The organism is Corallococcus terminator, assembly GCF_003611635.1.
Taxonomy (GTDB): Bacteria; Myxococcota; Myxococcia; order Myxococcales; family Myxococcaceae; genus Corallococcus; species Corallococcus terminator.
Genome location: NZ_RAVZ01000263.1, coordinates 1 through 14,329 on the forward strand (window position 1 = coordinate 1; position 14,329 = coordinate 14,329).

The 14,329-nt window shown below is 69.7% G+C and carries 10 protein-coding genes; 8 read left to right on the forward strand and 2 right to left on the reverse strand.

Features of this window, described 5'->3' with window-relative positions:
• Positions 1-13 precede the first annotated feature (13 nt).
• The 4 genes from D7V88_RS29800 (at position 14) to D7V88_RS29815 (ending at position 7,165) form a co-directional block, all read left to right on the forward strand.
• Complete coding sequence (locus tag D7V88_RS29800; RefSeq protein WP_120544016.1) at positions 14-1,285, forward strand: efflux RND transporter periplasmic adaptor subunit; 1,272 nt, start codon at positions 14-16, stop codon at positions 1,283-1,285.
• A gap of 39 nt (positions 1,286-1,324) precedes the next feature.
• Positions 1,325-4,507: an efflux RND transporter permease subunit gene (locus tag D7V88_RS29805; RefSeq protein WP_120544017.1), complete on the forward strand. Its 3,183-nt coding sequence runs from the start codon at positions 1,325-1,327 to the stop codon at positions 4,505-4,507.
• A gap of 72 nt (positions 4,508-4,579) precedes the next feature.
• Positions 4,580-6,538 (forward strand): 4-alpha-glucanotransferase, encoded by a 1,959-nt coding sequence (locus tag D7V88_RS29810; RefSeq protein WP_208726552.1) that lies wholly within the window; start codon positions 4,580-4,582, stop codon positions 6,536-6,538.
• A 219-nt stretch (positions 6,539-6,757) separates the two neighbouring features.
• Positions 6,758-7,165 carry a hypothetical protein gene (locus tag D7V88_RS29815; RefSeq protein ID WP_120544010.1) on the forward strand — a complete coding sequence of 136 codons (408 nt, stop codon included), beginning with the start codon at positions 6,758-6,760 and terminating at the stop codon, positions 7,163-7,165.
• Between the two features lie 18 nt (positions 7,166-7,183).
• Here D7V88_RS29815 and D7V88_RS29820 read toward each other — a convergent pair whose 3' ends face one another.
• Positions 7,184-7,921, reverse strand: a complete 738-nt coding sequence (locus D7V88_RS29820) for an AMIN-like domain-containing (lipo)protein (protein WP_120544011.1) — start codon at positions 7,919-7,921, stop codon at positions 7,184-7,186.
• Between the two features lie 283 nt (positions 7,922-8,204).
• Here D7V88_RS29820 and D7V88_RS29825 point away from each other — a divergent pair, with 283 nt between their 5' ends.
• The 4 genes from D7V88_RS29825 to D7V88_RS29840 all read left to right on the forward strand — a co-directional run bounded on the left by D7V88_RS29825 (position 8,205) and on the right by D7V88_RS29840 (position 13,494).
• Complete coding sequence (locus D7V88_RS29825; RefSeq protein WP_120544012.1) at positions 8,205-9,503, forward strand: pyridoxal phosphate-dependent aminotransferase; 1,299 nt, start codon at positions 8,205-8,207, stop codon at positions 9,501-9,503.
• Positions 9,504-9,571: 68 nt separating this feature from the next.
• Positions 9,572-10,858: an NTP/NDP exchange transporter gene (locus D7V88_RS29830; protein WP_120544013.1), complete on the forward strand. Its 1,287-nt coding sequence runs from the start codon at positions 9,572-9,574 to the stop codon at positions 10,856-10,858.
• A complete protein-coding gene (locus D7V88_RS29835; RefSeq protein ID WP_120544014.1) occupies positions 10,855-12,027 on the forward strand; it encodes an NAD-dependent epimerase/dehydratase family protein in 1,173 nt (390 codons plus the stop codon). The genes D7V88_RS29830 and D7V88_RS29835 overlap by 4 nt, the downstream gene beginning before the upstream one ends.
• A gap of 114 nt (positions 12,028-12,141) precedes the next feature.
• Complete coding sequence (locus D7V88_RS29840; protein ID WP_167509886.1) at positions 12,142-13,494, forward strand: NAD(P)/FAD-dependent oxidoreductase; 1,353 nt, start codon at positions 12,142-12,144, stop codon at positions 13,492-13,494.
• A gap of 48 nt (positions 13,495-13,542) precedes the next feature.
• On the opposite strand, the gene D7V88_RS29845 is transcribed toward D7V88_RS29840, so the two are convergent.
• Positions 13,543-14,016 (reverse strand): hypothetical protein, encoded by a 474-nt coding sequence (locus D7V88_RS29845; RefSeq protein ID WP_120544015.1) that lies wholly within the window; start codon positions 14,014-14,016, stop codon positions 13,543-13,545.
• Between the last annotated feature and the right edge of the window lie 313 nt (positions 14,017-14,329).

Genomic DNA, 14,329 nt, shown 5'->3' on the forward strand with positions numbered 1-14,329 from the left:
GGGGAGGCAGGTCGTGAGACGAGCCGATTCAACGACGGGACGCCGGGCTTCGCGCGCGGGCCTGCGGCTGGGCGCACTGCTGGGAGTCCTCTGGCTGGGGGCCGGATGCGGACAGCGCTCCGAAGAGGCGGCGGCGCCCACCACGCCCCAGGTCGTGTCCCTGGGGCCGGAGAACGTGGTGCGTGTCGCGCCCAGGGAGCTCCAGAGCGGTCCCATCATCTCCGGCTCGCTCCAGGCCCGGCGGGTGGCGAACGTGCGGGCGGAGGTGGGCGGCAGCATCCTGGAGGTGAAGGCCGACCAGGGGCAGACGGTGAAGGAGGGGGAGCTCCTGGCGCGCGTGGAGGAGGGCACCCTGCGTGAGCAGGTGTTGGCGGCCAGCTCCACCCTGCGCGTGGCGCGCAATGCCTTGCAGGTGTCGAAGGCGGATGAGCAGCGCAACCAGATGCTCGTCAAGCAGGGCGTCATCACCCGCCGCGACTTCGAACGCACGCAGTTGGCGAGGACGCAGGCCGAAGGACAGCTCGCCGAAGCGCAGGCGCGCCTGAGGCTTGCGCAGGACCAGTTGGGACGCACGAAGGTGACCGCTCCGTTCACGGGCGTGGTGAGCGAGCGGCAGGTGCACTCGGGCGACATCGTCCAGCCGGGCGCGCCGCTCTTCACGGTGGTGGACCCGGCCACGCTGCGGCTGGAGGCCTCCGTGCCCGCGGCGCAGTTGTCGCAGGTGAAGGTGGGCACGCGGGTGGACTTCCGCGTCAACGGCTACGCCGACCGCGCCTTCCAGGGACAGGTGGCGCTCATCAACCCGGCGGTGGATCCCGCGACGGGACAGGTGCGCATCTACGTGAGCATTCCCAACACCGAGCAGGTGCTCCTGTCGGGCCTGTTCGCGGAAGGGCGCGTGGCGTCCCAGGCGAGGCAGGCGCTCGCGGTGCCGGTGGACGCGCTGGACACGCGCCAGGAGCCCCCCACCGTGCAGCGCATCTCCGGCGGCAAGGTGGAGCAGGTGGCGGTGACGCTCGGCTTGAGGGACGACGTGGCGCAGAGCGTGGAGGTGCGCTCGGGGTTGAAGGACGGGGACGTGGTGCTGCTCGGGTCCGCGCGCGACCTGACGGAGGGCACGCCCGTGAAGGTCGCCGCCGCGCCCGAAGGGCAGCAGAAGCCCAAGGCCCCGCCGGAAGCGCAGGGCGTGGGCGGCGCGGGCAACGTGTCCGGCGCACCCGCGCAGGCACCGGCCCCGGGCACGCCCGCGAGCGCGCCGACCCAGCCCCCCGCGAAGGCCCCGTAGGCGCGCACCCCACCCATTGAAGCAGTGCAGGAGCGGTCCGTGTTCATCTCCGACTTCGCCATCAAGCGCCCCACCGTCACCATCACGGCGATGGTGGCGCTCGTCGTGTTCGGCATCGTCGCGCTCATCAACCTGGAGACGGACGAATTCCCCGACGTGCAGCAGCCGGTCATCAACGTCACCATCGCGTACCCGGGTGCATCGCCAGACACGGTGGAGCGCGAAATCGTGGAGCCCATCGAGGATGCCATCTTCAGCATCTCCGGCATCGACGGGAAGAAGACGACGTCCAGCTCCACGGACAGCCTGGCGAACTTCACCGTCTTCTTCGACTTCGACAAGGACGTGCAGGAGGCGTCGCAGGACATCCGGGACGCCATCTCCAGCAAGCGCGCGGACCTGCCGCAGGAGATGGAGGAGCCCATCCTCACGCGCTTCGACCCGGCGGACCAACCCATCGTGTCGCTGGTGCTCACGTCGGATGGGCTGGACGTGCCCGCGCTGACGCTCATCGCGGACCCCACGGTGGTGGGCGATCTGCGCTCGGTGCCCGGCGTGGCGCAGGCCACGGTGGTGGGCGGCGTGGAGCGGGAGATGACGGTGCAGGTGCGGCCCGTGGCGTTGCAGGCAGCGGGCCTGTCGGTGGCGCAGGTGGTGGCGGCGCTCCAGGCGCAGAACCTGGCGGCGCCGGTGGGCCGACTCAACTCTGAGTTGCAGGAGCGCACCATCCGGCTCAAGGGCCGGCTGGCGACGCCGGAGGACTTCGCGCAGGTGCCCATCGCGGAGCGCAACGGGCGCACGCTGCGGCTGGGCGAAGTGGCGGACGTGTTCGCCGGCACCGAGGAGCCGCGCACGCTGTCGCTCTACAACGGCGCGCAGGCGGTGGGCATCGAGATCATCAAGTCCAAGGGCTACAGCACCACGGAGGTCGCGGACGGCGTGCGCGAGCGCGTGAAGGCGCTCCAGCAGCAACTGCCCGCCAATGCGCGGCTGGAGATCGTCCGCGACGCGGGCACGCGCGTGGAGAACTCCGTGCTCAACGTGCAGGAGGCGCTGATTGAAGGCGCGCTCCTGACGGTGCTGGTGGTGTTCCTGTTCCTCAATTCATGGCGCTCCACGGTCATCACCGGACTTGCGCTGCCGGTGAGCGTGCTGGCGTCGTTCGTGAGCGTCTGGGCCTTCGGCTTCACGCTCAACACGATGTCGCTCCTGGGCCTGACGCTGGCCATCGGCATCCTCATCGACGACGCCATCGTGGTGCGCGAGAACATCGTGCGGCACGTGGAGATGGGGAAGGACCACTACACGGCGGCGCGCGAGGGCACGAACGAGATTGGCCTCGCGGTGGCGGCCACGACGTTCTCCATCGTGGCGGTGTTCGTCCCGGTGGCGTTCATGTACGGCGTGGCGGGGCAGTGGTTCAAACCGTTCGCGCTCACCATCGCCATCTCCGTGCTGGTGTCGCTGTTCGTCAGCTTCTCGCTGGACCCCATGCTCAGCGCGTACTGGCCGGACCCGCAGGTGGAGAAGGGCGAGCGGCGCAACTTCATCTCGCGGGGGCTGGCGCGCTTCAACCACTGGTTCGACCGGCAGGCGGACCGCTACAAGGGCGTCATCGCGTGGGCGCTGGACCACCGGCTGGCGATGGTGCTCCTGGCGGTGGGGTCGCTGGTGGGCGCGGTGGCGTTGCAGGGGCTCTTCGGCGGCGCGGGCTTCGCGCCGGTGAGCGACCGCGCCGAAATCGAGATGCTGGTGGAGACGCCCGCGGGCTCCAGCCTGGACTACACCCGGCGCAAGGTGGAGGAGGTGTCCCGCCTCACGCGTGCGCACCCGGAGGTCGCGTACACGTACACGACCATCGGTGTGCCGCTGCCCTTGCGCTCGCCGGGTGTGGACCAGGCCCTGGTGTACGTGCGGCTCAAGCCGAAGGATGAGCGCAAGGCGAGCCAGGAGGTGCTGGGCGAGACGCTGCGCGATGAGCTGCGCGCGGTGGGTGGCGTGGCCGTGTCGGTGTTCACCAGCGGCTTCGGCGGGGCCATCAAGTCCATCCAACTGGAGCTGCGCGGGCCGGATTCGAAGGGGCTCAACCAGGTGGCCCAGCAGGTGATGAAGGAAGTGAAGCAGGTGCCGGGCGCGGTGGACGTGGGCCTGTCCACGCGCGGCGAGAAGCCGGAGCTGGAGGTGGAGCTGAACCGAGGCGTCGCCGGCCAGCTCAACGTGACGGTGGGCATGGTGGCGCAGTCACTGCGGCCGGCCTTCGCGGGGCTGGACTCCGGTGACTGGGTGGATCCGATTGGCGAGACGCGCGACGTGATGGTGCGACTGGCGCCGCAGTTCCGGGAGAACCCCTCCGACCTGGCCCAGCTTCCGCTGGTGATTGGCTCGGACGCCACAGGCGCGCCGGTGGTGGTGCCGCTGGGGCAGGTTGCGAAGGTGACGCAGACCATCGGGCCGGCGCAGATCGACCACCTGAACCGCGAGAAGGTCATCAACGTGCAGGCGAACGTGGCGGGCCGTTCACTGTCGGAGGTGATGAACGAAGTGCAGACGCGCCTCGAGTCCGTGAACATGCCGCCGGGGTACGAGCTGTCCACGGGCGGCGAGTCCGCGGATCAGGCGGAGGTGTTCGGCCGGGTGTTCCTGGCGCTGGGCGTGGCGGTGATGTTGATGTACCTCATCCTCGTCATCCAGTTCGGCTCGTTCCTGGATCCGCTGGCCATCCTGGTGTCGCTGCCGCTGTCGCTCATCGGCGTGGTGCTGGCGCTGTTGGTGACAGGCGACACGCTGAACATCATGAGCCTCATCGGCGTCATCCTGCTGATGGGCATCGTGGCGAAGAACGCCATCCTGCTCATCGACTTCGCCAAGTGGCAGCACGCGAAGGGGATGCCCTTGCGCGAAGCGCTCATCGAAGCGGGACGCATCCGCTTGCGGCCCATCATGATGACGACGCTGGCGCTCATCGCGGGCATGGTGCCGGTGGCGCTGGGCAGTGGCGAGGGCGGCGACTTCCGGGCCCCGCTGGGCCGCGCGGTGATTGGCGGCGTCATCACGTCCACGTTCCTGACGCTGCTGGTGATACCGACGGTGTATGAGATTCTTTCGGACGGTCGCACGTGGATGACCCAGAAGCTGCGCAAGGTGTTCAAGGGCGGCGCGCCGGGGCCCGCGCACGGGGGCGGAGGCGAGCCGCGACCCCAGCCCCAGGCCCGACAGGATTGATGCGCGGGGAAACCTCGCGCCACCCCCAAGGAACGGTTGGCGCTCCTCGCTTCAGACCATAGGGTCAGGAGTGTGGAGCTCCCGTCCCCGCTGCCCGATTCGCACCGCTCGCTCGTCACCGAAGCCCTGGAGGCATTGGGTGTCACCCGCTGGGTCCTGAGCCTCCATGATCCCAGCTTCCCCGGCCTGCCGGGCGAGGACGTGGGCCGGGGCTCGCCGTACTCCGAAGGCGCCGCGCGCTTCCTCGCCTTCGCCCGGGACCTGGGCTTCACCGGCCTCCAACTGGGACCTCAGGGGCAGACCACCGCGCACAACCCGTCGCCGTATGACGGGACGTTGTTCTCGCGCAACACGCTCAACGTGGCGCTCGCGCCGCTCACGGATCCGCGAGGGCCCTGGGGGGCGCTACTGTCCGCCGACACGCTGGCGCGGCTCGTCGCGGAAGTGCCCGAGGGCGGGGGGCCGGAGGCCCGCTATCAGCACGCCTGCCGGTCCCAGTCGCTGGCGTTGCAGGAGTCCTGGGAGACATTCCTTCGCGAGCGTTCCCGGGCGGATGCACCCGTGGCCCTCCTCGCGTTGGACCAGCGCTTCGCGGCGTTCCGGGAGGAACACCGGGCCTGGTTGGAACCGGATGCGCTCTTCGATGTCCTCGGGGCGAGCAAGGGCACTCCGGATGACTGGCGCTCCTGGGCGGATTCACTGGAGGGGCGTCTCTACGCGCCCCGGCCGGGAGAAGAGGCCCGGGCCGAAGCGCGCATCCGGGAGCTGCTGACGCTCGAAGCGGAGGCGGTGGAGCAGTACGCCTTCCGTCAGTTCCTGGTGCACGAACAGCACGGCGTCCTTCGCGAGCGCGCGGCGGGCTGGGGCCTCAAGCTGTACGGCGACCTCCAGATTGGTTTTTCGCCCCGGGACACCTGGAGGCGGCAGGGCCTGTTCCTGGGCGCGTACCTGATGGGCGCGCCGCCCAGCCGCACCAACCCGGAAGGCCAGCCGTGGAACTACCCGGTGCTGGACCCCGAGCAGTACGTCGCTCCGGAGGGCTCGGGACCCGGTCCGGTGCTGCGCTTCATGGACGCGCGGCTGGGCAAGATGCTCTCGGAATACGACGGGCTGCGCATCGACCATCCCCACGGGCTCGTGTGTCCCTGGGTGTACCGCGCGGGCCAGGCGGATCCGCTGCGCGCCGTGCAGGGCGGAGCGCGCCTCTTCTCATCGCCGGACCTGCCGGACCATCCGGAGCTGGCCCGCTACGCCATCGTCGCTCCGGAGCAGTTGGACCGCGCACAGCCGCGTCACGCGGATGGCTGGGTGAAGTCGCTGACGCCCGAACAGGTGGGCCGCTACGCGCGCCTCTTCGACACCGTGGTGCGCACGGCCCGGGAGCACGGCCGTGCCCGCGAGGACGTGCTGTGCGAGGTGCTGAGTACGCTGCCCTTCGAGCTGTCCCAGGTGATGGCGCGCGACGGGCTGGGCCGCTTCCGCGTTACGCAGAAGGCGGACCTGAACAACCCGGCGGACGTGTACCGCAGCGAGAACGCAGCCCCCGAGGATTGGATCATGGTGGGCAACCACGACACGAAGTCGCTCTGGCGGCTCGTCGCGGAATGGCAGTGGAAGCACGGCCTGCGTGCCCAGGCGGACTACCTCGCTCGGCGGCTGCACCCCGAAGCCGAGGGCCGTGAGGACTTCGCGCGCCAGCTCGCGACGGACCCGGGACTGCTCGTGCAGGCGAAGTTCGCGGACCTCTTCACCAGTCGCGCGCGCAGCGTGATGGTGTTCTTCGCGGACCTGCTGGGCATGCCCGACACGTACAACGCCCCGGGCTCCGTGGACCCGCGCAACTGGTCGCTGCGCATTCCCCACGACTGGGCCCGCCAGTATCAGGAGCGCCTGAGCGCGGGCGCCGCGCTCAACCTGCCCCAGGTGCTCGCGATGGCCCTGCGCGCGGGCGGGGCCGAGGCGCGGGCTCTCCACGCGGACCTCCTCGCACGGTTGGACGGCGCCGCCTCCCAACTCCAGTCTGGCGCGTAGTCCCTTCAAGCTCTAGCGGGAACCCCTTACTCAGGCCGGGCCCGCCTCAACGGTTGTCATTGATGACCCGACGCCAGGGGTTCAATGTCACTCTCAGGCCGCTCGACTTCACTTTGAGAGAATGTGAAAGCGTTTGGATTGGAATCCTTGCCTTGAAATCCCTGTTGGAAGCGTTATCAGGACTAAGCCTGTTGAAGTAAGGCTTCAAGCGGGGACCGCGTGGCGAATCATCGTGAGTGGAGCTTCGGAGGGCATCACGCGCACTTCGAGGAGCCGGACCTGTTGGTGATGAAGTTCAACGGGCCTTCGAAGGTGGAGGACTGTCAGAAGATGTTGGAGGTGTGCCAGGAGGTGGCCGAAAAGCAGCCGGTCTTCCTCATCTCCGACGTGTCGAATTCGCTCCTCGAGAAGGAGGCGCGCGAGCTGCTGGTGGAGCACTCGAAGGCGGAGTGGTTCCGGGGCCACATCTACGTTGGCACGGGCCTGAGGGAGCTCGCGGCGGCCAAGGCGCTGATGCTGGCGCTGTACTTCACCGGCCGGTGGATGGTGGAGGTGGACTTCGCGGAATCGGAGCGGGACGCGCGCGACCTCGTCGCGAGGAAGCGCGCGCAGCCCCCCAGACACTAGGAGGCCCTGCCCGTCGCCTCAGTGCTGGACGTCCAGCACGAGGCGCGTGGGGTTCGTCAGCTCCAGCACGCGGAACGGAGCCCGGCGCGTGGTGCCCAGCACCCACGTCACCTCGCCCTCGAAGGCGCACAGGCGCGCCAGCTCCAGCACCGACGGCAGCGCGGGCTTGAACGTGCGCTGCGCCACCGTGGCCTGGCCCTGCTCGTTGTGCGCCTGCGCCCGGGTGAAGCGCACCTGGAGCGCGGCCTTGCCCGGCACCGGCACGTCGTCCCCCGAGCCGCAGTCCTGCACCGGCGTCTTCACGTACGACACCTGGTAGCCCGGCAGGCGGGGTCCCGCGAACTCGAACACCGTGCGGTCGTAGCCCTCATGCGTGCCGGTGCGCACCGAACTCATCGTGACGGAAGGGGGCTCGCTGCGCTTCTTCTCCACTGTCTCCAGGGTCCAGGTGGCGTCCGCGGCCAGCGCGCTGCCCGCATCCACCGGGCCATTGCCCGCGTCCACCGGGGCGCTGGCCTTGCCGTCCGTGCCCTGCGTGCTTCCTACGGGAGCCTGTGCGCTGCCCGTGTCCAGGACGCGCTCCACCGGAGGCGTCGCGGTGGTGGGAGCGGAACCTTCTCGGGGCACGGTGTTGGTGGGCGCGGGCACGGCCGGGACGTTCAGGGGCACCGTCGGCGGCTCCTGCTGCTTCTCACAGCCCGCCAGCACCAGCCCACCCACCATCCCCAGCGCGTACCACCCCTGTCGCAGACGCATCCTGTTCCTCCGGCCTTCCAGTTGAACCGCGTCCCACGGGGACTTCCGAGTCCTCGCACAAGGTGCGCGCCCGAGTCACGGAAGATGCTCCGCCCTGCGCGGCGACTGTTGCCCGGGGGCACAGGCCCGGGAGGCGGCTCGCCGCGCCGTTCCCCCTGCACCCGGTCGTCACCGACACCCGGCCGAAGTGGGTCCCCACGACGGGACGGGTTGCGTATAGGGTCCGCCCGGCCGCGTCCCGGGCCACCCCTTCGAGCCCCCCTGCACTGGAGACTTGCGCCCCATGGCCCTCGACCTGACCTCCCTTCCGCGTCCCTCGCGAGACGACACCACCGTGGGCACCATGGTGCGTGGACTCGTGGGCAGCGAAATCCTCCGCATCGCCGCGGAGATCCGCGAACTCGTGGCGAAGGGCACGAAGGTCTGCAACCTCACCGTGGGCGACTTCAGTCCGAAGGAGTTCCCCATCCCGGACGGCCTGCGCGCCCAGATTGGCACCGCGCTCCAGGCGGGTGAGACGAACTACCCGCCCTCGGACGGCGTGCTGGAGCTGCGCCAGGCCGTGCAGCGCTTCTACGAGCGCTCCCTGGGGCTGAAGTATCCGCTGGAGGGCATCGTCATCGCGGGCGGCGCGCGGCCCATCATCTACGCTGCCTACCGCGCGGTGTTGGACCCGGGCGACGTCGTCGTCTACCCGGTGCCTTCGTGGAACAACAACCACTACGCCCACATGCTGGGCGCGAAGAGCGTGGTGGTGACCACCGACGCGGACTCCGGCTTCATGCCCACGCTGGCGCAGTTGGAGCCGCACCTGTCCACCGCGCGCCTGCTCTGCCTGTGCAGCCCGCTCAACCCCACCGGCACCATGGTGGACCCGGAAGCACTGCGCGCCATCTGCGAGCGCATCGTCCAGGAGAACCTCGCGCGCGAGGGCCGCGGCCAGAAGCCCCTCATCCTGATGTACGACCACATCTACTGGGTGCTGAGCTTCGGCGGCACGAAGCACGTGACGCCCGTGGAGCTGGTGCCCCAGATGGCGCCCTACACCGTGTTCGTGGATGGCATCAGCAAGGCGTTCGCCGCCACCGGCGTGCGCGTGGGCTGGGGCGTGGGTGCGCCCACCCTCATCTCCCGCATGCGCGACGTGCTGGGCCACGTGGGCGCCTGGGCCCCCAAGGCCGAACAGGTCGCCACCGCGCGCTACCTGGACGACACGCAGGCCACCGAGGCCTTCCTCGCCACCATGCGTGCGAGCGTGGACGCACGCCTGGAAGCGCTCCACCGGGGCTTCGCGCGCATGAAGGACGCGGGCCTGCCGGTGCGCGCCATCGCGCCGCAGGGCGCCATCTACCTGTCCGTCCAGTTCGACCTGGTGGGCAAGGATGGGCTCACCACCAATGACGCCATCCGCAAGCGCCTGTTGGAGAAGGCCCGCTTCGCCGTGGTGCCCTTCCAGGCCTTCGGGCTGGCCGAGGACACCGGCTGGTTCCGCCTCTCCGTGGGCGCCACCTCCGTCGCCGAAATCGAGGAGGCCCTGCCCCGCGTGGAGGCCACCGTGCGTGAAATCCTCGCCGGGAAATAGCGACTTTCCTCCCCAGCAGGGCAGGTTGGGAATACCCTGCCAGAACCGCCGTTGAGGCCGCCGCCATCATGCTCAAGCGCTTCGTGGATGTCCGGGACGAGGAGGTGGGGGCGGTCCTCGGCTCGTTCATCTACTTCTTCACGCTGATGTGTGGCTACGCCATCCTGCGGCCCATCCGCAACGAGATGGGCACGGCGGGGGACGTGAAGCACCTGCCCTGGCTCTTCACGGCGACGTTCGTCGTGATGCTGCTGGCGGTGCCGGCGTTCTCCATGCTGGTGGCGCGCTACCCCCGGCGCGTCGTCGTGCCGCGCGTCTATCGCTTCTTCCTGCTCAACCTGCTGGCCTTCTTCGTGCTGCTGAAGTTCGGCGTGGCGAAGGAGGGCGTGGCCCGCGCCTTCTACGTCTGGCTGAGCGTCTACAACCTGTTCGTCGTCTCCATCTTCTGGAGCTTCATGGCGGACGTGTTCGCCAGCGACCAGGGCAAGCGGCTGTTCGGCTTCATCGCCGCGGGTGGCACCACGGGGATGATTGTCGGTCCGTTCCTGGTGGGGCGGCTGGCCGAGGGCGTGGGCCCGGTGAACCTCATCCTCCTGTCCGCGGTGATGCTGGAGGTGAGCGCGCAGTGCGTGAAGCGCCTGGGCCGCTGGGCGCGGGATGTCCAGCACCAGCCCGCGACGCGGGAGGGCCCGGTGGGCGGCGGGATGCTCGCGGGGCTGCGGCTGCTGGTGACCTCGCCGTTCCTGCTCGCGCTGGGGCTCCAGGTGCTCCTGTACGCGGCCACCTCCACGTTCCTGTACTACCAGGAGGTGCAGTTGGTGGCGGGGATGGCGAAGGACGCGGCGGCGCGCACGGCGGCGTTCGCGGACATCGACTTCTGGGTGCAGGTGCTGACGCTGGGCTTGCAGACGCTCGTCACGGGGCGGGTGATTTCCAGGCTGGGGTTGGGCGTGGCCATGGCGGTGCCGCCGGTCATCACCATGCTGGGCTTTGGCGTGCTCGCGTTCGCGCCGGTGCTCGCGGTGCTCATCGGCGTGAAGGCGCTTCGGGGAGCCAGCCACTACGCGCTGGAGCGCCCGTCGCGCGAAATCCTCTTCACCACCGTGGACCGTGAGGCCCGCTACAAGTCGAAGAGCTTCATCGACACGGTGGTGTACCGCGGCAGCGACACGGTGAGCTCGTGGCTGCAGGGCGGCCTCACCGCGATGGGCCTGGGCATGATGGGCTTGTCGCTGGTCGCCGTGCCCATGGCGGCGCTGTGGCTGGCGGTGTCCCTGTACCTGGCGCGGCAGCAGCGCGTGCGCGCCCCTGAAGCACTCCCGCAGACGACCCTTCCCGGAGGAACCACCGCATGAAGTTGACCCGAAGAGGCGTGATTCAAGCAGCGGCTGCGTTGGGCGTGGCCCAGACCCTGGGCTGTGCGACGACCCCCAAGGCGGGGCCGGTGCCTGGCCCGGAGGCGGAGGACCCCAAGGGCAAGCCCCTGAGCATCCTCATCCTGGGCGGCACCCGCTTCCTGGGGCCGGCGCTGGTGGAGCGGGCCCAGGAGCGTGGCCACACCCTCACGCTCTTCAACCGCGGCAAGTCCAACCCCGGCCTCTTCCCGAACGTGGAGAAGCTCCAGGGCGACCGCGACCCGACCAAGGGCGAGGGCCTCAAGGCGCTCGAGGGCCGCAAGTGGGACGTGGTCATCGACACGTCCGGCTACTACCCGCGCATCGTGAAGGCGTCCGCGGACCTGCTGGCGCCCAACGTGGGCCAGTACGTCTTCATCTCCAGCATCTCCGTCTACAAGGAGCTGACGAAGTCGAACCTGGATGAGACGGCCCCGGTGGCCACCATCGATCCCGCGGCGAAGGAGGAGATCACCGAGCAGAGCTACGGGGCCTTCAAGGCGCTCTGCGAGCAGGCCGCGGAGGCCGCCTTCCCGGGCCGCGCGCTCAACATCCGCCCCGGCTACATCGTGGGGCCGGACGACGGGTCGGACCGCTTCACCTACTGGCCGCTGCGGGTGGCGCGCGGCGGAGAGGTGCTGGCCCCGGGTGACGGCGAGGATCCGGTGCAGTTCGTCGACGCGCGCGACCTGGCCGCCTTCATCATCCGCAACGTGGAGCGCCGCACGATGGGCGTCTTCAACGTCACTGGCCCCACGAAGCCCATCAACATGCGCACCTTCCTGGAAGGCGTGCGCGAGGTGACGGGCAGCGACGCGCGCTTCACCTGGGTGGAGACCCCGTTCCTGGAGCAGCAGAAGCTGATGCCCATCGCGGAGATCCCCATCTGGGCGGCGCGCACCGGCGCGGAGGGTGGCCTTGGCCGCGTGAGCATCGAGCGCGCCATCCAGGCGGGCCTGACCGTGCGGCCCCTGGCGGACACGGTGCGCGACACGCTGGCGTGGTTCCGCACCCTGCCTCCGGAGCGTCAGGAGAAGCAGCGCGCGGGCATCCCCGCGGACCGCGAGCGCGAGATGCTCGCGGCGTGGCACCAGGCGAAGGGCACGGGCACCGCCAAGGCGGCGGAGTAGCCCCGGACGGCAAAGCCTGGTCGCCGGGTATCCGTGCGACCAGGCGGTGCCTGGGTGGCAAGCGCGTCCCGGGGGTGCTGGCCGAACGCGTCATGAGGTCGCACCTTTTCCGCCATGGAACGCGACCAGGACAGCAGGCATCACGTGGTCATCGTCGGGGCGGGCTTTGGCGGGCTGGAAGCCGCGAAGGCCCTGGGCAAGGCACGTGATGTGCGGGTGACGGTGGTGGACCGCTACAACCACCACCTCTTCCAGCCGCTCCTGTACCAGGTGGCGACGGCGGTGCTGAATCCGGCGGACATCTCCGCGCCCATCCGCAGCGTGCTCAAGGCGCGCAACACGGAGGTGATGCTGGCGGAGGCGAAGGCGGTGGATGCGCGCCGCAAGATGCTGGTCGTTGGAGGCGGGGAGATTGCGTACGACTCGTTGGTGGTGGCGACGGGCGCGGCGCATTCGTACTTCAAGCATCCGGAGTGGGCGCAGGTGGCGCCCGGCCTGAAGACGCTGGAGGACGCGGTGCGCATTCGCGAGCGCGTGCTGACGGCCTTCGAGGCCGCAGAGCGTGAGTCCGACCCCGTGCGCCAGCGTGAGTGGCTGACGTTCGTCATCATCGGAGCGGGTCCCACGGGCGTGGAGCTGGCGGGGGCGCTCGCGTACATGACGCGGCACTCGCTGCCGAAGGACTTCCGGCGCATCGACACGCGGCAGGCGCGGGTCATCCTGCTGGAGGGGCTGCCCCGGGTGCTGACGGCCTATCCGGAGGAGCTGTCCGAGGAAGCGAAGCGCGACCTGGAGCGGCTGCACGTGGAGGTGCGCACCGGGGCGATGGTGACGTCCGTGGACGCGGAAGGCGTCAACATTGGCGGGGAGCGCATCCCCACGCGCACGGTGCTGTGGGGCGCGGGCGTGGCGGCGTCACCGCTGGTGCGTTCGCTGGACGCGCCGCTGGACCGCGCGGGGCGGGTGAAGGTGGGGCCGCTGCTCACGGTGCCGGGCCATGACGACGTGTATGTGATTGGCGATGTGGCGGCGGTGGAGCAGCACGGCAAGCCGGTGCCGGGCATCGCGCCGGCGGCGATGCAGATGGGGCGGCACGTGGCGAAGACGGTGCGAAACCGGCTGGCCCACAAGCCGCTCCGGGCGTTCCGCTACCACGACAAGGGCAACTTCGCGGTCATTGGCCGGGGCTACGCGGTGGGCATGCTCTTCGACAAGTGGAAGATGCACGGGACGCCCGCGTGGCTCGTCTGGGCCGGCGTGCACATCGCCTACCTGATTGGCTTCCGCAACCGCCTGTCGGTGATGCTGAACTGGGGCTACACGTTCTTCACCAAGGGCGGCCGGGACATGCGGCTCATCACCGGGAAGGTGGCGAACCGGATGCCCGTGTTGGACGCAGGGCCCTCCGTGCCCGTGGCGGCGCCGCTCCCGGAGTTGCCCGTGTCCCAGCCCGCGCCGGTGCACTGAGGTTCTGGCGAAAGCAGATCCTCCTGATAGTGACCCCGGGAGGGCGGCTCAGGTGGTTTCGTCCGTCAGCAGGACGGCTTCCTGGGCCCTGCCATTGAGCAGCAGCGCGAACTGCTCCGAGAAGCGGGCGAGCGCGCTGTAGGTCGTCTTGATCTCCACTGCCACGGTATTGGCCGACTCCGGGCGCTCGGCGCGGTCCGTGCGGGTCGCGAGCCGGGCCTGGACGCCCAGGCTCCCTCGGGTGTTGATGGGGTACGCGGAGATCGCGACGAAGACCTGATGGAGCTTGTAGGTCTTGTCGGCCTCGTGGAAGGACCACGTTCCCCCCACGAGGCCACGCCGCGCCTCCTCGCCCAGGGGGAAGGCGGTCAGCGCGGAGGCGAAGGCCCGGAGCTGCTCCAGTCCGAAATTCGCGCTGCTTTGTCCCGAGAAGGCCCCGGAGCGGACGCTCACCTGGAGCTCCGCTGTCCCATCCCCATCCTCGTCGTGAAACAGCTCCAGCAGGAGCCTGTCGCCGCTCATTGTTCCAACTCCTCTTCGCGTACCTGCGGTGCGTCCTCGCAAGGACGGGTCTTGTCGGTCCGGGATGACGCAGGAGGTTCAACTGGCCCGCTTCAGGATACGGAGCGTGGGGGTTGGCCGGGTGCTCGGCCGGAGGATTTCCCGTGGATCCAGTCCTTCATGCGCCGCGGAGAAGGAGCTTCCGGCTGCTCGCCGGGCCTGCGGGCGTTACGGAGGGGGACACGCGGGCCCTGGCCATGTCAGCCTGCCGCGATAAGGCAGGGTAGGGCCGTGGAGCGCGGGGTGCCCGACCCCGCGCTCCACGGCCCTACCC